We start from the raw sequence: 19939 nt of genomic DNA, 5'->3' as shown, positions 1-19939 counted from the left end.
CCAGCCCGCGACCCATCTGCAAAGAGGCTGCGCCCTGTGCAACCAAGGGGTAGGATGCGCGGATCGAAGCCTTCCGCAGCAGTGAGACCTTCCCATGACCGAAACCTTCAAGCCGGGCCCGGACGCCGTCGAAATCGTCGAGCGAGAAACCTGTTTCCAGGGTTTCTATCGCCTGGACCGTCTGAGCCTGCGCCATCGACTGTTTTCCGGCGACATGGGGCCGGTCATCCATCGGGAACTCTTCGTTCGTCATGATGCTGTCTGCGTACTTCCCTATGATCCGCAGAGGGATGTGGTGGTCCTGATCGAGCAATTCCGCGTGGGCGCCTACGGCAAGAGCGAGAGCCCGTGGCTGCTGGAACTGGTGGCCGGGCTGATCGACAAGGACGAGGAGCCGGAAGAGGTCGCCCGTCGGGAAGCCGTCGAAGAGGCCGATCTGCAATTGACTTCGCTCTGGCCGATCACCACCTACTATCCTTCACCAGGGGGCTCCAACGAGCGTGTGCATCTGTACCTCGGGCGTTGCGACAGCAGCGGTGCGGGCGGCGTACACGGGCTGGCGGAGGAGGGCGAAGACATCCGCGTGCACGTGTTGCCGCTGGAAGACGCCCTGGCCCTCATGCGTGAAGGGCGGCTGGACAATGCCGCGACCATGCTGGCCCTGCAGTGGCTGGCGCTGAACCGTACCGAAGTCAGGGGGTTGTGGACGTGAATCTGCTGCGCGATCGCTACCGGGTCGACCTCATTGGGCTGCAAGCAGCCTGCGAGGCGAACTACGCGCGCCTGATGCGTCTGCTCCCGCAGATGCGCGAGGTGCGCGGTTCCCGGCGTGTCGCGCTGAGCCAGGGCGAGCGCCTGCTCGGTGTGCTGGCCCTGGAAGTGGTCGAAGCCTGCCCCTATACCACCACCCTGCAGGTGCGCCAGGAGCACAGCCTGCCCTGGCTGCCGTCGCCGCAGCTGGAAGTGCGCGTCTACCATGACGCGCGCATGGCTGAAGTGGTCGGTGCCGAGAACGCACGGCGCTTCCGCAGTGTGTATTCCTATCCGAATGCCGACATGCACCAGCCCGACGAGAAGAGCCAGCTCAATCTCTTCCTCGGCGAGTGGCTGAGCCACTGCCTGGCCTGTGGTCACGAGCTGGAGCCGGTCGTCCTCTAGTTGCGTTCGTAACGAACTGCGACTGGTCGGTGCGGCGCGATCCGCAACCCTTAACTGTGAACCATTCCCGCTTCGCGGGTTTACCCATTGCGCGCGCAGCAACCATAATCGGAACACCTTGCCCAAGGAGAAGGCCTTGCCCAATCCAGTCCTCCCCGCTGCTGACGAGTCGGTGCTGCTGGTGCAGCTATCCGACAGCCATCTGTTCGCCGAAGCGGACGGCAAGCTGTTGGGCATGGAAACCCGCGACAGCCTGCGCCGGGTGATTGACCAGGTGTTGGAAGAGCAGTCGGGTATCGATCTGGTGCTGGCCACCGGCGACCTTTCCCAGGACGGTTCGGTCGAGTCCTACGAAACTTTCCGCGAGCTGGTGGCGAACATCCCCGCGCCTGCCCGCTGGTTCCCCGGCAACCACGACGAAGTCCCGGTGATGCGCGATGTCTGCGCCGGCACTTCGGCCCTGGAGCCAATCGTCGATTTCCCCCATTGGCGGGTGGTGCTGCTGGATTCCACCATCGCCGGTGCTGTTCCCGGCCATTTCCCCGTGGAACAACTTGCCCTGCTGGAGCAAGCCCTCGAAGGCGCCGGCGAGCGCCACGTGCTGGTCAGCTTCCACCACCATCCTGTTTCCATCGGCTGTGCCTGGATGGACCCGATCGGTGTACGCAACTCCGAAAGCCTGTTCGCCGTGCTGGACCGCTATCCACAGGTGCGGGCGCTGCTCTGGGGCCACGTCCACCAGGAGTTCGATCAGCTCCGCAACGGCGTGCGCCTGCTGGCATCGCCATCCACTTGCGTGCAGTTCGCGCCGGGCAGCGAGGACTTCTGCGTGGGCAACGAAGCACCGGGTTATCGCTGGTTGCGTCTGGGGCGTGATGGCGCCATTGAAACTGGGGTTTCGCGGGTAACTGGAATCACTTTCGAAGTGGATTACAGCGTCAAGGGTTATTGACCTTCGCGCCGCGGCACGGCAAGAAGTACAACTTTCCCTCGACCTGCCAGGAAGCCGCGTGTCCAGCTCGCAACCCAGCCTTCTATATATCCACGGTTTCAACAGCTCGCCGTCTTCACACAAGGCGCGCCAGCTCGACGCGCTCATGCAGCGTCTGGGGCTGGCTGATCGCCTGCGGGTTCCCGCCCTGCACCATCATCCACGCCTGGCCATCGGCCAGCTCGAGGACGCCATCGCCGAGCTGGGGCGCCCGGTGCTGGTCGGCAGCTCCCTGGGCGGCTACTATGCGACCCACCTGGCCGAGCGCCACGGTCTTTCGGCCGTGCTGATCAACCCTGCGGTAGCCCCGCACCGGTTGTTCGATGGCCGGCTCGGCCCACAGAAGAACTACTACAGCGACGAAATCTGGGAGCTGACGGCGGAGCATGTGATGGCGCTGGCCGAACTGGAAGTGCCACCACCACAGGACCCTGCCCGCTATCAGGTTTGGTTGCAGACGGCCGACGAAACCCTCGACTACCGCCAGGCGGAGCGCTACTACCGCGCTTGTGCCTTGCGCATCGAGGCCGGCGGCGATCACGGTTTCCAGAACTTCCCCGCCCATCTGCCCGCCTTGCTGGCCTTTGCCGGCTTTCCCGCGCAGCTGTGGCGTGACATCGACTTTTCCGACCTCTGACTGAAAGGGAATCCATGGCTACTTACAACGCGGATGCCATCGAAGTCCTCTCCGGCCTCGACCCGGTGCGCAAGCGCCCGGGCATGTACACCGACACCTCCCGACCCAACCACCTGGCCCAGGAAGTCATCGACAACAGTGTGGACGAGGCCCTGGCTGGCCACGCCCGCAGCGTCCAGGTGATTCTCCATGAGGACAACTCGCTGCAGGTCATCGACGATGGCCGTGGCATGCCGGTGGATATCCACCCCGAGGAAGGGGTGCCCGGCGTCGAGCTGATCCTTACCAAGCTGCATGCCGGCGGCAAGTTCTCCAACAAGAACTACCAGTTCTCCGGCGGCCTCCACGGCGTGGGTATCTCGGTGGTGAACGCCCTGTCCACCCGCGTCGAAGTGCGGGTCAAGCGCGAGGGCAGCGAATACATGATGACCTTCGCCGACGGCTTCAAGGCCAGCGAGCTGGAAGTCATCGGCAGCGTCGGCAAGCGCAACACCGGCACCAGCGTGCATTTCTGGCCGGACGCCAAGTATTTCGACTCCCACAAGTTCTCCGTCAGCCGCCTCAAGCACGTGCTCAAGGCCAAGGCCGTGCTCTGCCCGGGGCTGTCCGTCACCTTCGAGGACAAGGCCAGCGGCGAGCGTGTCGAGTGGCACTTCGAGGACGGTCTGCGCTCCTACCTGGTGGACGCCGTCAGCGAGTTCGAGCGTCTGCCGAGCGAGCCGTTCTGCGGCAGCCTCGCCGGCAACAAGGAAGCAGTGGACTGGGCGCTGCTCTGGCTGCCCGAGGGTGGCGACAGCGTCCAGGAAAGCTATGTCAACCTGATCCCCACCGCCCAGGGCGGCACCCATGTGAACGGCCTGCGCCAGGGCCTGCTGGATGCCATGCGTGAGTTCTGCGAGTTCCGCAATCTGCTGCCGCGCGGCGTCAAGCTGGCTCCGGAAGACGTTTGGGAACGCATCGCCTTCGTCCTCTCGATGAAGCTGCAGGAACCGCAGTTCTCCGGTCAGACCAAGGAGCGCCTGTCCTCCCGCGAGGCAGCGGCCTTCGTTTCCGGCGTGGTCAAGGACGCCTTCAGCCTGTGGCTCAACGCTCACCCGGATCTGGGCATGCAGTTGGCCGAACTGGCCATCAGCAACGCCGGTCGTCGTCTGAAAGCCAGCAAGAAGGTCGAACGCAAACGCATTACCCAGGGCCCGGCGCTGCCCGGCAAACTGGCCGATTGCGCGGGCCAGGACCCGATGCGCTCGGAACTGTTCCTGGTGGAGGGTGACTCCGCCGGCGGTTCGGCCAAGCAGGCGCGGGACAAGGAGTTCCAGGCGATCATGCCGTTGCGCGGCAAGATCCTGAATACCTGGGAAGTGGACGGTGGCGAAGTGCTCGCCAGCCAGGAAGTGCATGACATCGCCGTCGCCATCGGCGTTGACCCGGGCGCCGCGGACATCTCCCAGTTGCGCTACGGCAAGATCTGCATCCTTGCCGACGCCGACTCCGACGGCCTGCACATCGCTACCCTGCTGTGCGCGCTGTTCGTTCGCCACTTCCGCTCCCTGGTGGAAGCCGGGCACGTTTACGTCGCCATGCCTCCGCTGTACCGCATCGACCTGGGCAAGGAAATTTTCTACGCCCTGGACGAAGCCGAGCGCGACGGCATCCTCGACCGCCTGGTGGCCGAGAAGAAGCGTGGCAAGCCCCAGGTCACCCGATTCAAGGGCCTGGGCGAGATGAACCCGCCACAGCTGCGCGAAACCACCATGGATCCGAACACCCGCCGCCTGGTCCAGCTGACACTGGAAGACACCGAGGGCACGGTGGAAATCATGGACATGCTGCTGGCGAAGAAACGCGCGAGCGACCGCAAGTCCTGGCTGGAGTCCAAGGGCAACCTGGCCGAGGTCATGGTGTGAGGGGAGCCCTGATTCTCCTTGCCCTGCTGTTTTCCACACCACTCTGGGCCGCCGACGACGCCGAGCAGTTGCGCCTCGCCTCCGAGTACCCGGTGGACGGTATGCCTCAGGGCAACCTCTCCGGGCTGGCCCGCTGCGGGGAAGACCTGCTAGCGGTGTCCGATCGTGTGGATAACCAGCTGTACCGGCTCAAGCCCATCGGCGGTGTGCTCCAGGCTCAGGCGGAGGTGTTCCATGCGCCGCCGCCACCGCCGAGCAGCCTGCCCTGGGGCGTCCGTGCGCGCTCCTGGGCCATCAGCATGCTGCGGGGAAATGAGCTCGATTTTGAAGGTATCAGCTGCGATGCGGCCGGCAACCGCTATCTGGTCAGCGAGGCCAATGCGGCCGTGCTGCAGCTGCCGGTGGCCGGCGATCCGAACTGGCTGCTGCTGCCGGACAACCTGATCCGCCAGGCTCGCGCCAGCGGCATGCTGTTGCACTTCAATGCCCTGCTCGAGGGCGTCGCCGTCGATCCTAAGGGCGAACGCCTGTGGCTCGCCGCCGAGCGTGAGCGCCGTGGCCTGATGGTGGTGCACAAGCAGCAATCCACCTGGCGCTGCACCGGCGGCTGCGTGATCTTCAGTGAAGCCGGCACCGAGCCGCCGCCAGCCCCCATCGGCAGCGAGCAGCAGATGCCGCGCGACTTCTCCGACCTCGCCTTCTTCGAGGAAAAACTCTTCACCCTGGAGCGCCTGGCGCACCAGATCTGCCGGCGCAAGCCGAGCAGTGGCGAAGTGGAGCGCTGCTGGTCCTTCGCTGAGGAAGCCCTGGCCGATACCCGTCGCTATGGCGTGCCCTTCGGCGTGGCCGAGGCCTTGTGGATAGATGCTGACGGGGCCTGGGTAGGTCTCGACAACGGCGGCAAGGCTCGCGCTGATGGCGAGCGGCGGCCCATCGTCTGGCGCTTCACTGCGCCGAAAGGCGGCTGGAGCGCGAAATGACCACACAGACGCCGGGCAAACGCGCGGGAAGGGTCATGCTGGTGCTCGCCTGGGGCATCGGCCTGATCCTGGCCACGCGTTACTTCGGCGTCTGGGAAGACCGCCAGCACAACCCCAATCGCGCGCCCGAGTCGGTGCACGGCGACGGCTACGTCGAAGTGCGCCTGGCCAGTAGCCGCCAGGGGCATTACCTGCTGGATGGCCGCATCGACGGCCAGGCCGTGACCTTCCTGCTCGACACTGGCGCCACCCAGGTGGCGGTGCCGGCACGGGTTGCCGAGCGCCTTGGCTTGGCGCCCGGCGCCGCGGTCACCCTGAGTACCGCCAACGGCCGCGTCACCGGCCACCGCACCCAGCTGCAGGACCTGCGCCTGGGTGACATACGCCTGACCCAGGTGCCGGCGATCATCGTGCCGGGCATGGACGGCGAAGAGGTGCTGCTCGGCATGAGCGCCCTGAAACAACTCGAATTCACCCAGCGCGACGGCACTCTGGTGCTGCGCCAAGTCACTTCTCCGTGAGGCACGCATGAGCGAATCCCTCGATCTGAGCCTGGAAGGCGTTGAGCGCCGCTCCCTGGCCGACTTCACCGAACAGGCCTACCTCAACTATTCCATGTACGTGATCATGGACCGCGCCCTACCGCATATCGGCGACGGTCTGAAGCCCGTACAGCGCCGCATCATCTACGCGATGAGCGAACTGGGCCTGGATGCCGATTCCAAACACAAGAAGTCGGCGCGTACCGTCGGCGACGTGCTCGGCAAGTTCCATCCCCACGGCGACTCCGCCTGCTACGAGGCCATGGTGCTGATGGCCCAGCCCTTCAGCTACCGCTACACGTTGGTGGACGGCCAGGGCAACTGGGGTGCACCGGACGATCCCAAGTCCTTCGCTGCCATGCGTTACACCGAGGCGCGCCTGTCGCGCTATTCGGAAGTCCTGCTGTCCGAACTGGGCCAGGGCACGGTGGATTGGGTGCCGAACTTCGACGGCACCCTCAACGAGCCGGCAACCCTTCCGGCGCGTCTGCCGAACCTGTTGCTCAACGGCACCACCGGCATCGCCGTGGGCATGGCCACCGACGTTCCGCCGCACAACCTGCGGGAAGTGGCCGCAGCCTGTGTGCGCCTGCTGGATGAGCCGAACGCGACGGTGGAGCAGCTTTGCGAACACATTCTCGGCCCGGATTTCCCCACCGAGGCCGAGGTGATCACTCCCCGTGCCGAACTGCTGAAGATTTACGAATCCGGTCGTGGCTCGGTGCGCATGCGTGCCGTGTACCGTGTGGAGGACGGCGATATCGTCGTCACCGCGCTGCCGCACCAGGTCTCGGGCTCCAAGGTGCTCGAGCAGATCGCCGGCCAGATGCAGGCCAAGAAACTGCCGATGGTGGCGGACCTGCGCGATGAGTCGGACCACGAGAACCCCACTCGCATCGTCATCATTCCGCGCTCCAACCGCGTGGATGCCGACGAACTGATGCAGCACCTGTTCGCCACCACGGACCTCGAGTCCAGCTACCGGGTCAACACCAACGTCATCGGTCTGGATGGCAAGCCCCAGGTCAAGGACCTGCGTACCCTCCTCAGCGAGTGGCTGACCTACCGCATCGGCACCGTGCGCCGTCGTCTGCAGTTCCGCCTGGACAAGGTGGAGAAGCGCCTGCACCTGTTGGACGGTTTGCTGATCGCCTTCCTCAACCTGGATGAGGTGATCCACATCATCCGGACCGAGGACCAGCCCAAGCAGGTGCTGATGGAGCGCTTCGATCTCACCGAGATCCAGGCCGACTACATCCTCGATACCCGTCTGCGCCAACTGGCACGCCTGGAAGAGATGAAGATCCGTGGTGAGCAGGAGGAACTGCTGAAAGAGCAGAAGAAACTGCAGGCCCTGCTGGGCAGCGACACCAAGCTGAGGAAGCTAGTGCGCGAGGAACTGATCAAGGACGCCGAAACCTACGGCGACGACCGCCGTTCCCCCATCGTCGCCCGCGCCGAGGCTCGCGCCCTGTCGGAAACCGAGCTGATGCCCACCGAGCCGGTGACCGTAGTGCTGTCCGAGAAGGGCTGGGTGCGTTGCGCCAAGGGCCACGATATCGACGCAACCGGCCTGTCCTACAAGGCCGGCGACGGCTTCAAGGCGGCGGCACCGGGCCGTTCGAATCAGTACGCGGTGTTCATCGATTCCACCGGCCGCAGCTACTCGCTGGCAGCCCACTCGTTGCCTTCGGCCCGTGGCCAGGGCGAGCCGCTCACTGGCCGGCTGACGCCGCCACCGGGGGCCAACTTCGACTGCGTGCTGCTGCCCGAGGATGACGCCACCTATGTCATCGCCTCGGACGCCGGCTACGGTTTCGTGGTCAAGGGCGCCGACCTGCAGGCCAAGAACAAGGCCGGCAAGACGCTGCTCAGCCTGCCGTCCGGCGCCAAGGTAGTGCCGCCACGTCTGGTGCAGAGCGTCGAAGAAGACTGGTTGGCAGCGGTGACCACCGAGGGCCGCTTGCTGCTGTTCAAGGTCGCCGACCTGCCGCAGCTGGCCAAGGGCAAGGGCAACAAGATCATTGGTATCCCTGGCGATCGCGTTGCAAGCCGCGAGGAGTACCTCACCGATCTGGCGGTGCTACCTGCCGGTGCAACCCTCGTCCTGCAGGCTGGCAAGCGCACCCTGTCGCTCAAGGCGGATGACCTGGAGCACTACAAGGGCGAGCGCGGACGCCGTGGGAACAAGCTGCCACGCGGCTTCCAGCGGGTTGACGCGCTGCAGGTGGAACCGCTCGCCTGACGGTGGCGACGGCGAATTGACGTGGGGCTATGGAGTCCTGCGTCACATTGACGGATGATATGTCCCCTTGCCGTTCCCTGATGATGGCAAGGACGAATGAATTCGACTGCAGGCTGCCCACAAGGCGGCCGTGGGTGAGATTGATGAGCGTGCGTTTTTCCCTGGCTTTGATGCTGGCGAGCCTCCTGGGCCTGGCCGGTTGTGTACATAGCCCACCGATTCCCATGTTTCAGCTGGATGCAGGCACCCCGGAGGTGCCGTCAAAGAAGGCTGGGATGCAAGTACTGCTCGGCCCGGTGACCGTGGCCGACTACCTTCAGCGTGAGACCCTCCTGCAACGCCAGGCCGACGGCAGCCTGACTGCTGCCCCGGACGGTCGCTGGGCCGGCAGCCTGGCTGCGGATATCGACCAGGTTCTCCTGCGTCAGCTGTCCTGGCGCCTGGACAGCCAGCGCCTGGTGCTGGCCCCGGGCAACCCCGGTTTCACTCCGGAAGTACAGGTGCTGCTGACCATCAGCCGTCTTGACTCCGGCCCCCAGCGCCCGGCCGTGCTGGAGGCGCAATGGCGCCTGCTGGATCGTGCCGGTCAGCTGCGTGACAGCCGCCTGGTGCGCCTTGAGGAGCCCCATGCCGGAACCGCCGCCGACCAGGTGCGGGCCCAGAGCAAGCTGCTGCAGCAACTGGCCGAGCAACTGGCCGCTGCCGTGAAGCCGCTGGAAGGCCAGCCGGTTGCAGTCGAGGCGCCGCGCAAGCCGTCAGCGGCCAATCAGCCGGCCAAGGCCAAGGAGCCGCAGCCGCCGAAGATCCCCATGGCGGCGCCAGTGCGCACCGACGTGGAAGTCTTCCGCTTCTGATCGCTGGATTGTGAAAAAGCCCGCTTGATGCGGGCTTTTTCATGCGTGTTCGTCGGGAGTTCTTCGTCCCGAGGGTGGAGCCAATCCGGCGGGGTGCGCCGTGCGCACCGGCGCCATTTGACGGGGAATCGAAGCCTCGGTGCGCACAGCGCGCCCTACGTTCCCGGCTGAACCCAATCGTCCACTGAGAGCGTCGCAGGCAAAGAAAAGCCCGCATCGGCGGGCTTTTTCGTTATTCGTGCATTCAGTGCGCGCGAGCTTCATGCATCCGCGACAGCTGGCGTTCCAGCAGCGAAGGATAGGGCTCCAGCAGGCGTTCAACGCAGCAGGCGCCTTCCGGGCTGGTGATGGCGCGGATGCGCGCACGCTGGCGAACCAGGTCGTCCTCGGCAATGGCGCGTTCCACCAGCAGCAGGTTGCGGCTGTGCTGACTCAGGGCCAGGGCGCTCTGGGTGCTGTCATTGAGCAGCAGGTCGCCCTGGCTGAGACCGGAGAGGTCCTCGCCGTGGGTCAGGCCGAGCTGCAGCTGCAGGGTGATGCCGCTGTCGGCGACCTCGATCTGCAGGGCGTGCCCCAGGGCGCGCATCAGTTCGCCGCAGCAGATCGCGTGGGTCAGGTAGTCCTCGTCACTGTCCTTGCTGTGGAAGAGCATCAGGCTGCTGCCGTCGTTCAGGGTCAGCAATTGGCCGTGGTAGAGGCGGGCGGCCTGATCGAGGCAGTCGCGGTAGCGCTGCAGCAGGTCCATCAGGCGTGCACGCGGCAGTCGGCGCAGTTGGTCCTGGGCGCCAAGCTGGATGGCCAGCACGGCGCTGTTCTGCGGTTCTTCCTGAGCAGCGGGGGCTGGAGCAGGGGCCGGCTCGTCTTCGGCCATTTCCTCGCGCAGTTCGGAGAAGGGATCTTCGTCATCCGGCGTGAACAGCGTGCTCGGCGTCTCTTCCTCGCCGTCGAAGCTGTCGTCACGCAGGTCGCGGACCTCGAAATGATCCGGATCGTCCTGCTCGCCCTGCTCGTCCTCGAGATAGTCCTCGTCGGCCTCGGCGTAGTCTTCTTCCGGGATGGGGTCGAGCTCAGGCTCGGGTTCCGGTTTCTCCGGTACCAGGCGCGCCTGGAGCTGACGGGCCAGGTCGCCGATTTCGTCCTGGCGGCCGGCGCCGGGCGCGGGGTCGTCCGGGTCGCGCAGCCAGACACGCAGTTGCAGCAGGGGCGTGGAGATGTGTCGGCCGAGGCGCAGGCTCAGGGACAGGGTAAGGGCCAGCAGGATCAGGCTGAGCAGGCCCATGCTCTGCAGGCTGATGGTCATGGGCTGCTGGAACTGCTCCATGTCCAGGCTCAGGCGCAGATGGCCGGCGATCACTTCCTGGAAGGTGATAGGCGTCGAATACAGGCCTTCGGCCTCGCCCAGCAGCCCCTGCTTGGGCCGCGAACCGGCCTCGGCAAGGATGCGGTTGTCCACGCTGTAGATGGCCGCGTGGGCCACCAGCGGGTTCTTCACCAGGTTGTTGAGCAGCACGTTGAGGCTGAGGATGTCGTTGGACACCAGCAACTCCGTGGCTGACGCAGCGGTCTGCGCGGTCAGGCTCTGGCCCAGGGCGTCGGCCTGCTGCTGCATGGCCTGCTTGAACTGCATGCCCATGACCCAGGCGTAGATCACCAGCGCCAGAGCCACCAACAGCAAGCTGTGGCTGGCGATGCGCAAGGCGATCGGCACGCGCCGCTGGCGCAGGGCATGGAAGATCAGCAGGAAGAAATTGTCGGGTTTGACAGGCGTGGGCCGGTTCACAGAGCGCGGCTCTTCTCGGACGAAATTGTGGCGCAGTATAGCGAGCGCCCCTTGCAGGGCAAAGCGCCGAGCATGCTGCGGGCGCCGCGAAAGTGGGTAGAATGTGCGCCTTTTCATGCGCTGAGTGAGGTGCGACTTGCGCGAGATTGTCCTGATCAACATCACTGGCGAGGACCGCCCCGGCCTGACCGCGGCTATTACCGGTGCCCTGGCCCAGGGTGGCGTGAACATCCTGGATATCGGCCAGGCGGTGATCCACGACACCCTGTCGTTCGGCATCCTGGTGGAAATCCCGGATAACGCCGAAGGCTCGGCGGTGCTCAAGGACGTGCTGTTCACGGCTTACAAGCTGGATCAGCAGGTGCGCTTCACTCCGGTACCCGAGGCAGATTACCAGCAGTGGGTCGACGGTCAGGGCAAGAGCCGCTACATCGTCACCCTGCTGACCCGCAAGGTCACCGCCGAGCAACTGCAGCGAGTCAGTTCCATCACCGCCAAGTACGGCCTCAATATCGACCATATCGACCGTCTGTCGGGTCGCATGCCGCTGGATATGCCGGCCGACCAGGGCAAGGGCTGCATCGAGTTTTCCGTACGTGGCGAGCCGGCCGACCCGGTAGCCCTGCGTGCTGAGTTCCTCAGTGTGGCCCAGGAACTGAACGTCGACATCGCCTTCCAGCGCGACTCGCTGTTCCGCCGTAACCGCCGACTGGCGGTGTTCGACATGGACTCGACCCTGATCGAAGCTGAGGTGATCGACGAACTGGCCAAGGCTGCGGGTGTGGGCGACAAGGTCGCCGAGATCACCGAGCGCGCCATGCGTGGCGAACTGGATTTCCGTGCCAGCTTCAAGGAGCGCCTGGGCCTGCTCAAGGGCTTGTCCGAGGACGTCCTGGAAGAGATCGGCGCCTCCTTGCGACTCACCGAAGGGGCGGAAACCCTGTTCGCCGAGCTCAAGCGCCTGGGCTACAAGACCGCCATTCTTTCTGGTGGCTTCAGCTACTTCGCCAAACAACTGCAGGCCAAGCTGGGCATCGACTACGTGTTCGCCAACGAGCTGCAGATCGTCGACGGCAGGCTGACCGGCGTGGCCATCGAGCCCATCGTCGATGCGCAGCGCAAGGCGGACCTGCTGAGCGAGCTGGCGCAGAAGGAAGGGCTGCGCCTGGAGCAGACCATCGCCGTCGGCGATGGCGCCAACGACCTGCCGATGCTGGCTCTGGCCGGCCTGGGCGTGGCCTTCCGCGCCAAGCCGCTGGTCAAACAGTCCGCCAAACAGGCCATTTCCACCCTGGGCCTGGACGGCATTCTCTACCTGCTCGGCTTCCGCGACCGCGACGGCAGGGAATGAGTGTCTGACCGGAAATGAAAAAGCCGCCTTCGGGCGGCTTTTTCGTGGATGGCGTTTGAGACCGGGCTCGCCCTTACTCGTCTCCAGAGGAGAAGTCGTAGTCCATCGCCTGGCTGGGGCCTTGCAGGTAGTAACCCTGGATGTAGTTGACGCCGGCCTGCCAGAGTGTGGCGAGGACGCTGGCGGTTTCGACGAAGGGCACGATGGTCAGCTTGGCCTGGGCATGCAGGCTCGCCAGCAGGGTCTTGAGAACCTCCTGGTTCTCCGCGCGGCCCAGGTCCTGGGTAAAGGAGCCGTCCACCTTCACGAAATCGATGGCGAGATGCTTGAGCGTGTTGAACGGGTTGAGTGCGCAGCCGAACTGGCTCAGCGCTACCTGGCAATGCAGCTCGGCCAGCCCCTGGGTCAGCGCCTTGGCCTGTTTCAGATAGGCGATGGCATCCGGCTCGCTGAACTGGAAGATCAGCGCATCGGAGGGCAGTCGCGCGGCCTTCAGGGCAACGCTCAGCCACGGCAGCAGGGTCTGGTCTTGCAGGCTGGCGCCAGAGAGGTGGACGAAGAGTCGGGTGTTGTGACCCTTGGTACGGTGCTCGGCCAACAACTTGATGGAGTTGAGGATCACCCAGCGGTCGATCTTCTCGGCCAGGCCAGCGTCCTTGGCGGCATCGAGGAAATCGGCGGGTGGCACTTCCTCGCCCTGCGAATTGAGCAGCCGCAGCAGCACTTCGTAATGCTCGAAGTTGTCGCCACGCAGGCTGATGATCGGCTGGAACAGCAGGCGGAAGCTGTTGTTCTCCAGCGCCTGCTGAACCATGGCCACCAGGTTGCCACGGTTGGCCGCAGCGGCCAGTTCTTCGGCCGGGTCGTACAGCTTGAGGCCGTTCTGGTCGCCCAGTTCGTCGGAGCAGCGATGGGCGCGATCCACCACATCCTGGGCTTTGGGCGTGGTTTCGCTGAGCCCGGCGACGCCGACGCACAGGCTGACCTGCACGGTTCGGCTGCTGACGTCGAAGAGATGGATATCGATCTTCTTCAGCAGGCTTTGCAGGCTTTCTGTCGCCTGCTCAGGCGTGACGCCCTGCTGCAGGACACCAAACACGTCGTCGCCATAGCGGGCAAGCTGGGCGTCGCCGGCGAAGTGGGCGCGCAGGAGGTTGGCGAGGTCCGTGAGCAGCAAGTCGACGCCGGCGATGCCGACTTCGGCCAGCAGGCTGGAATAGCGTGCGACGCGAACGTACGCGAGGCTCGACGGCTGGCCGGCCTTTACGGCGCGCTCGGCGGAAACGTCGAGCATTTCGTTGAAGTGGGAGCGATTGAACAGGCCGGTGACCAGATCCTGGCTGCTGATTTCGCGCAGCTTCTCTTCCAGTTCGGCGCTGCCGGTTTCGGCGCGGATCACCACCTGGATGCAGGGCTCGCCGTCATAGGACGCGGGGGAAAAGTTCATCCGCGCCTGGAAGCTCTGGCCGTCGACCTTGCAGCCGCTGCAGGTGAGCTCGCCAGCGCCTTCGCCATCGCGGTAGTTCTTCAGGAAGTCCTTGAAGCCGGCCTGGTCGGTGCCGGCGATCAGGTCGATCATCGGCATGCCTTCGAGTTCGTCGCCATCGTCGTAGCCGAACATCTCCACGTAGGCGCGGTTGGCATAAATGTGCATACCGTCGTGGACGTAGGCGATGGCGTCCACGGAGCTGTCCAGCAACAACTGGCAGCGTTTTTCCGCTTCCCGCAGGCTGACCTCGGCGGCGCGGCGGGCGCGGCGTTGTTCGAGGTTGGCCAGTTCGCGGTTGGCCACCAGCACCAGGCGCTCGTCCTCGCCCTGGGGCAGGGCGTCCTGGGCGCCGAGTGCCAGGGCTTCGGTGATGAGGTCGGAGTCGTTGTCCTGCACCAGCTGGATGAACGGAATGTCCTTGGACTGGCGGCGGATGCTGTTGAGGGCTTCGCTGGGACCGAGATATTCGCTGCTGGGGGACGCGATCAGGAGGTCCCAGCTCTGCTGCAGGGCCTCATTGAGGTCGTCGGCGGAAAGGATGCGGTGGACGCGAGTCGCGCGACCGGAATTCCGGAAAAGGCTGACCAGTCGCTCGGCTTCGTTCTGCGAGTCTTCCAGGATCAGCAGACGGATCGTTTTCTTTTCGATGGCCATGGCCTGTGCTTAGCGCCGAACGAGCGCGAATAGGCGACGAATGGTGGATTCGTCGGGAATCTACAGCGACTTCCAGAGTGAGTCAAAGTCTTCCTCGCCGCCTTGTGGCTGGCTTCCCGGACCTGTGACCGGTTTCCCTCGTGGCGGTGTCGGCTGCTCGTACACCCGGTATTCGAATTGATTGAAGCTGCCAGTGTTGGTGAGTCGCCGGGTGAGCACGGCGCGATGCTCGTCGCCGTGAAGATTGATCTGCACCTTGTTGCCTTCCTGGAAGGGCAGGCGCGGGGTGATCAGGGTGGCCGGGCGGGAGATCGCGCCAATTGCCGGCAGCAGCAGGGCGCGCAGGTAATGGCTGTTCTGCTCGCCCTTGCGCATCAGCAGTACACCGCAGGATTGCGCCTGGGGGGCCACGAGTTCGATGCCCATCTGGGTGCCACCGCCGCGCACCTGGCGGATCCAGCGCACCACGGCGATGCTCCAGCCCTGGCCGGGTGCGTCTTGTACGCCGAGCAGCTCGCCGGCCTGCAGTTGGCTGGGGACTTCCTTGGGCCAGCTCAGGCAATAGCCCCCGGGGCTGTGGTTGACCACAGCGACGTTGAAGGTCGGATAGCTTTCCGGGCCTGCGCTGACCTGGGGCGGCGGCGCGCTGTTTGCGGAAACCGGCCGGCTGTACTCGATCTCCTCCAGGGGTATGCCGCGCTGCCAGCCCTGAGTAGGCTGGGCGTCGAAGGCGTTGGCCCAGACATCCTTCGCTGCTGGCTTGCCGAAAGTGTCGAATACCGCTTGACCGGTTTCCTGCGGGAGCTTGAGCACATCGCTGAAGGGACGGCTGCCTGCGAGGAAGAAGTGCAGGGCGCTCATGCCGATGCACAGGGTCAGGCTGCCCTGGCCGGGATTACGCTGGAAGGTGCGCTCGGAAATGTCGCCCCAGGCCGAACTCACGTGCTGCAGCAGATCGAGGGTCATGCCCTCCGGCACCTGCAGGCGCGACTGGGCACGCTGCTCGACCGGCAGCAGCAGGTATTCCTTGATGGCGTCCACCAGCGGCAGCGGGTCCAGGCCCAGCAGGGTGCGCGGCTCCACTTCCTGGAACAGCGACTTGTAGCGGGGGGGACCGTCCAGCTGCGGCGCCACCGCGAAGAGACTGGACGACAGCTCGGCGGACTGAAGCCGCACCAGGGCGCTCCAGGGTGCGAGGACTTCAGCCAGGCGGGCAATGCCGATCTGGCGCATCTGGTTGCAGCGGGCGCAGCCCAGCAGCAGTGCGGCCAGGTAGCTCTGCTCGGTGCTCAGCCCTTGCGTATGGCGGGCCAGCGGATCACGCACGACAACGCGGTGGAGCTGGCGGCTTTCGGCCAGTTGGTAGAGCTGGTGCAGTTCCAGCCAGAGACCTTCGGGGACCGGGCAATAGAGTTGGCTGGAGCGGATCAAGGGGCCGTTCAGGCTGTGCGTCGCCCGTTGCAGGGCAAGGGCGAGGAGCTGGGCGCGGTCACGATCACGGCTGGGGCGCGACGATTCCTGCACGATGATCAGCTTGTAGCCGATGGCCAGGTGGTTCTGCAGGGCCTGGCAGAGATTGGCGACCTTGCGCGGGCGCTCGTCCAGGACGATGGATTGATTGAGGAAGTGCCTTTCCAGGTGCTGGCAGACGAAATGTACTTCCGGACGAATCAGCTCCAGCAGTTGCAGACGGTTGTCAGTCGGAGTGACCAGCTGGTTGAGTTCCACCAGGGCCTGATAGAGCTGACGGGCGGTTTCCCCAAGGTTGGCCTTGGGCAGATGGGCGATCCAGCGTTTCAGCTCACGTGGGGTGGCATCGCAGAAGGACAGGCTCTGTTTGCTAGGGGCGGGTACGCGCAACAGCAGGTGAGGGCTCTGGTGCTCCATCCGGGTCGAGTTCTCCGACATCTCGCGTGAGGTAATGGATTGAATTTCAGCACTCTATCAGCATCCTTGCACAGTGGCAGCCTATCCATGGCTGGGCTGTAGAGGCGTTGGCAGATTCCCGCCAGGGCGTGCCAACTTCCTGATCCAGTCCTGGCCGAACGCTGGGGTTCGGCCGGGATGGCATCCGGTCAGGCGTCCTTCGGCATGGCCAGCAGCTGACCCATCCGCACCTGGCTGCCGGGCCACGCGCTTTCGGCCCAGCGTACCTGGTCCGGACCGAACAGCACGATGGCGGTGGAACCCAGCTTGAAGCGGCCGAGTTCGTCGCCCTTTTCCAGCGTGATCGGCGCACGCGCCGCTTCGTCGTAGCTGAAGGTCTTCAGTTCACGTTTGGGCGGCGTAACCAGGCCCGCCCAGGTGGTTTCGATGGACGCGACGATCATCGCCCCCACCAATACCACGGCCATCGGGCCGCGCTCGGTGTCGAAGATGCACACCACGCGCTCGTTGCGGGCGAACAGCTCCGGCACGTTCTCGGCGGTGCTCTGGTTCACCGAGAACAGTCGGCCCGGCACATAGACCATTTCCCGCAGGGTGCCGCCCAGGGGCGCATGCACACGGTGGTAGTCCTTCGGCGACAGATAGACGGTGGCGAACTCGCCGCCCATGAAGGGCGCGGCGCGCTCGGCGTCACCGCCAAGCAGTTCCAGCACGCTGAAGCTGTGGCCCTTGGCCTGGAAGCAGCGGCCGTGCTCGATCGGGCCGATCTGGCTGATGGCGCCGTCGGCCGGGCAGAGGATGGCGCCGGGTGTTTCGTCCAGCGGACGCGCGCCGGGTTTGAGGGCGCGGGTGAAGAAGGCGTTGAAGTGCTCGTAGGCGGTGACATCCTCGACCAGCGCTTCACTCATGTTCACCTGGTAGCGCTTGGCGAACCAGGTGGTGAAAGCGTTCTTGAACCAGTGCACGCGGCATTCGGCGATGCAGCCAGCCAAGCGCGACAGCAGGTGATGCGGCAGCAGGTACTGGCTGATGATGAAGAGGCGTTCTTTCATTGGATTTCCTTGATGGGCGCTTCAGCTCTCGACCGGGGTGTCCGGGTGGTTGCCCCATTCGGACCAGGAGCCGGCGTAGCCTTTGACGCGCGGGTAGCCCAGGGCCTTGGCCACCAGATAGGTGAAGCCCGAGCGGTGGTGGGTCTGGCAGTGGGTGACGATTTCCTTGTCCGGGGTGATGCCCAGGGACTGCAGGATCTCGGCCATGTCGGTGCGGATGCGCAGGGCGCGGGCCGGGTCCATGCCGGCGGTCCACTCGAAGTTGACCGCGCCGGGGATGTGCCCGCCTTTGGCGGCCAGGACCTTGGTGCCGTTGTACTCGCCGGGGCCGCGGGCGTCCCAGATGGCCAGGTCGGCGGCGCCGAGGCGGCTCTGGATGTACTCGCGAGTGGCGGTGGGCTCATCGTGCAGGGTCAGGGGGATCGGGCCGCCGACCGCTGCGGGTACGGTATCGCTCGTTTCCCGGCCTTCAGCCAGCCAGGCGTGCAGGCCACCGTCCAGATAGTGGTAACGCTGATGGCCGATCACATCCAGCAGCCAGATGAAGCGGCCGGCCCAGCCACCGCCTTCGTCGTCGTACACCACGTAGGTGGCGTCGGCGCGATGGCCCAGTTCACCGAACAGTGCTTCGAGGTCGGCCTTGGCGGGCAGCAGGCCCGGTGCCGGCGGCTGGCCGAGCTGGGTGCGCTTCGGATCGACGAAACGGGCGCCCGGCACGTGGCCGGCGGCGTAACGGGCGGCGCTGGTGAGGTCGACCAGAATCAGCTCGTCGGCACCAAGCAAGGGCGCCAGCTCGGCCGGTTCGATCACCAGCGGCAGGTTGGAGAAGGCAGACATGGAAGCCTCCAGTAATGGGCAAAGTGGCAGATTGTATAGGAAAGCCTAACGGCCGCGTCTGGCGAAGCTGGCGAGCGCACGCTCGATGCATTGGGCCGTCTTGGCGAAGGCGCGCAGGCTGATTTCGGCGAAGGGCGCGCCGTCCTGGTCGGCCACCACCAGCATGGCCACCCGACCGTTCACGGCAATCGAGCGCAGCAGAAGGTGGTGCCCCGGGAACAGGCTCTTCAACTGACCGGGCAGCAGGGCGGAGAACTGCGCCATGTTGTCCGGTCCCAGGCGTAGCTGGACCGGCTGGCTGAGCAGGCGTCGCAGCACCTGGCTCTGGTTCGGGTCCAGCTGCAGGCCGTTGGCTTCCTTGGGCAGGCCCGCCTGCTGCTGGGCGAGCAGGCGGCTGTGGGTGCGGTCGGCCAGCAGCACCAGGACCCGGCGCATGCCGCTACTTTCCAAGGCGTCGCGGGCGCAGGCGGAAAGCTGCACCACGTTGGCGAAGGGGCTCGGTTCGCGGAGCAGCTCGCCGCAGTAGCGACGCCAGTCTTCCAGGGCGTCGGCGGTAGGGGGCGGTGCTGCAACCGGTTCGCGGCGCAGGCGGTGCTGGTTCCACGGCCAGAGCAGGGCTTCGGCGGGGTGCCAGAGGTCGCCACGGGCATGCAGGCGTCCGCTGTGTGCGGCGTGCTGGTGAACCTGCTGCTGCAGTTCGTCCAGTGGCACCTTCATGAACAGTCCGGTGAGGCGCTGCCAGCGCAGGCTGTGTCCATCTCCCCAGCCGACATGGGCGGAAACTGCCAGGCCGTTCGCCAGCAGGACGGTGTTGCCGGGCTGGGTCAGCCAGCGACTCAAGATGGGATCGGCGTCCAGTTGCTGCGTTTGTTGCAGCGGATGTCCATTGTCGCGGGCAATGTGCAGGGCCTTGACCAGCATGCGGCGGTCGTCGCTCAGCAGGCGATAACCCTGGATGATCCAGTCGGGCAGCTTCCAGTGCTCGGCGAGGGCCTGGCAGAGGCGCAACAACGGGACGCCGAGCAGTTCGCGTTCGACCTTGGCAGCCGGTTCGCCATCGCCCAATACGCGCTTCTCCCAGGTATCGAACAGCTCCGGGTGGCTGGCCAGCAGCGGCCAGAGGGGGGAGAGGAACAGCAGGCTGCACCAGTGGATTTCCTGCCAGAGGCGGGCCAGCCGGGCGGCGAACAGGCCGTTGGCTTGCTGCGCCGCGTGCTGGCTGATCAGCTGCAGCTGACGCAGCGACTGCGGGATGTCGTCCTCGGGGACGGCGGGCAGGCGATTGAGCAGGACTTCCGCGCGCTTCAGACCCAGGCGGCTGAGGGCGACTTCCAGGCTTTCCGCCGGGCTGCTCAGAATGTTGCCGGCGGCATTGGCCTCGCGCAGCAGGCTCAGGGCGAGGGCGGGGCTGTCCTGGGTCAGGTCGGCGATATCGCGCAGGGAGCGACGGCTATCACCCAAAGCGCGGCGGACTTTTTCATGGGCGGCGGCGGGGACGGGCAGGCGCACCCCGTCGAGGTGCTTGATCCAGCTGTCGAGACTGCGTGGCACGGGCTTTGCGGTTGACATAGGGGGCCG

Annotated in this window: 16 protein-coding genes; 10 read left to right on the top strand and 6 right to left on the bottom strand. The window is 65.4% G+C overall.

What is annotated here, in order from left to right; all coding sequences use genetic code 11:
- The first annotated feature begins 94 nt into the window (after window positions 1–94).
- From E8E91_RS28430 to E8E91_RS28390, 9 genes are all read left to right on the top strand, one after another.
- On the top strand, window positions 95–712 hold the full coding sequence (locus tag E8E91_RS28430) for an NUDIX domain-containing protein (RefSeq protein ID WP_190831412.1): 618 nt from the start codon (window positions 95–97) through the stop codon (window positions 710–712).
- Complete coding sequence (locus tag E8E91_RS28425; RefSeq protein WP_044870743.1) at window positions 703–1158, top strand: DUF1249 domain-containing protein; 456 nt, start codon at window positions 703–705, stop codon at window positions 1156–1158. The genes E8E91_RS28430 and E8E91_RS28425 overlap by 10 nt, the downstream gene beginning before the upstream one ends.
- A 136-nt stretch (window positions 1159–1294) precedes the next feature.
- Window positions 1295–2110 (top strand): 3',5'-cyclic-AMP phosphodiesterase, encoded by an 816-nt coding sequence (gene cpdA / locus E8E91_RS28420; RefSeq protein WP_280370427.1) that lies wholly within the window; start codon window positions 1295–1297, stop codon window positions 2108–2110.
- 58 nt (window positions 2111–2168) lie between these two features.
- Entirely contained in the window at window positions 2169–2786 is a 618-nt protein-coding gene (locus E8E91_RS28415) for a YqiA/YcfP family alpha/beta fold hydrolase (protein ID WP_280380563.1), read from the top strand.
- 14 nt (window positions 2787–2800) lie between these two features.
- On the top strand, window positions 2801–4690 hold the full coding sequence (gene parE, locus E8E91_RS28410; RefSeq protein WP_280380561.1) for a DNA topoisomerase IV subunit B: 1890 nt from the start codon (window positions 2801–2803) through the stop codon (window positions 4688–4690).
- A 26-nt stretch (window positions 4691–4716) separates the two neighbouring features.
- Window positions 4717–5670 carry an esterase-like activity of phytase family protein gene (locus E8E91_RS28405; protein ID WP_280380757.1) on the top strand — a complete coding sequence of 318 codons (954 nt, stop codon included), beginning with the start codon at window positions 4717–4719 and terminating at the stop codon, window positions 5668–5670.
- Window positions 5667–6191, top strand: a complete 525-nt coding sequence (locus E8E91_RS28400) for a TIGR02281 family clan AA aspartic protease (RefSeq protein WP_280380559.1) — start codon at window positions 5667–5669, stop codon at window positions 6189–6191. Before E8E91_RS28405 ends, E8E91_RS28400 begins: the two co-directional genes overlap by 4 nt.
- Before the next feature lie 7 nt (window positions 6192–6198).
- Entirely contained in the window at window positions 6199–8457 is a 2259-nt protein-coding gene (gene parC, locus E8E91_RS28395; RefSeq protein WP_280380557.1) for a DNA topoisomerase IV subunit A, read from the top strand.
- Between the two features lie 143 nt (window positions 8458–8600).
- Window positions 8601–9311: a PqiC family protein gene (locus E8E91_RS28390; RefSeq protein WP_280380556.1), complete on the top strand. Its 711-nt coding sequence runs from the start codon at window positions 8601–8603 to the stop codon at window positions 9309–9311.
- Between the two features lie 244 nt (window positions 9312–9555).
- Here the strand turns inward: E8E91_RS28390 and E8E91_RS28385 are convergent, their stop codons facing one another.
- Complete coding sequence (locus E8E91_RS28385; RefSeq protein ID WP_280380554.1) at window positions 9556–11091, bottom strand: AhpA/YtjB family protein; 1536 nt, start codon at window positions 11089–11091, stop codon at window positions 9556–9558.
- 136 nt (window positions 11092–11227) lie between these two features.
- Here E8E91_RS28385 and serB point away from each other — a divergent pair, with 136 nt between their 5' ends.
- Window positions 11228–12442 carry a phosphoserine phosphatase SerB gene (gene serB, locus E8E91_RS28380; RefSeq protein WP_280380552.1) on the top strand — a complete coding sequence of 405 codons (1215 nt, stop codon included), beginning with the start codon at window positions 11228–11230 and terminating at the stop codon, window positions 12440–12442.
- 73 nt (window positions 12443–12515) lie between these two features.
- On the opposite strand, the gene E8E91_RS28375 is transcribed toward serB, so the two are convergent.
- The 5 genes from E8E91_RS28375 to E8E91_RS28355 form a co-directional block, all read right to left on the bottom strand.
- Complete coding sequence (locus E8E91_RS28375) at window positions 12516–14585, bottom strand: EAL domain-containing protein (RefSeq protein ID WP_280380550.1); 2070 nt, start codon at window positions 14583–14585, stop codon at window positions 12516–12518.
- A gap of 60 nt (window positions 14586–14645) precedes the next feature.
- Complete coding sequence (locus E8E91_RS28370) at window positions 14646–16472, bottom strand: molecular chaperone (protein WP_280380548.1); 1827 nt, start codon at window positions 16470–16472, stop codon at window positions 14646–14648.
- 188 nt (window positions 16473–16660) lie between these two features.
- Window positions 16661–17524, bottom strand: coding sequence for an archaetidylserine decarboxylase (gene asd / locus E8E91_RS28365; RefSeq protein ID WP_280380546.1), 864 nt, complete (start codon window positions 17522–17524; stop codon window positions 16661–16663).
- A 21-nt stretch (window positions 17525–17545) separates the two neighbouring features.
- Window positions 17546–18361 (bottom strand): thiosulfate sulfurtransferase, encoded by an 816-nt coding sequence (gene rhdA, locus E8E91_RS28360; protein WP_280380545.1) that lies wholly within the window; start codon window positions 18359–18361, stop codon window positions 17546–17548.
- Between the two features lie 45 nt (window positions 18362–18406).
- Window positions 18407–19930 carry an HDOD domain-containing protein gene (locus E8E91_RS28355; RefSeq protein WP_280380543.1) on the bottom strand — a complete coding sequence of 508 codons (1524 nt, stop codon included), beginning with the start codon at window positions 19928–19930 and terminating at the stop codon, window positions 18407–18409.
- Window positions 19931–19939: the final 9 nt, after the last annotated feature.

It is taken from the genome of Pseudomonas sp. BN515 (genome assembly GCF_029873155.1).
Classification (GTDB): Bacteria; Pseudomonadota; Gammaproteobacteria; order Pseudomonadales; family Pseudomonadaceae; genus Metapseudomonas.
The sequence above is the reverse complement of the archived record's forward strand: the minus strand, read 5'-3'. Positions and strand labels throughout refer to the sequence as shown.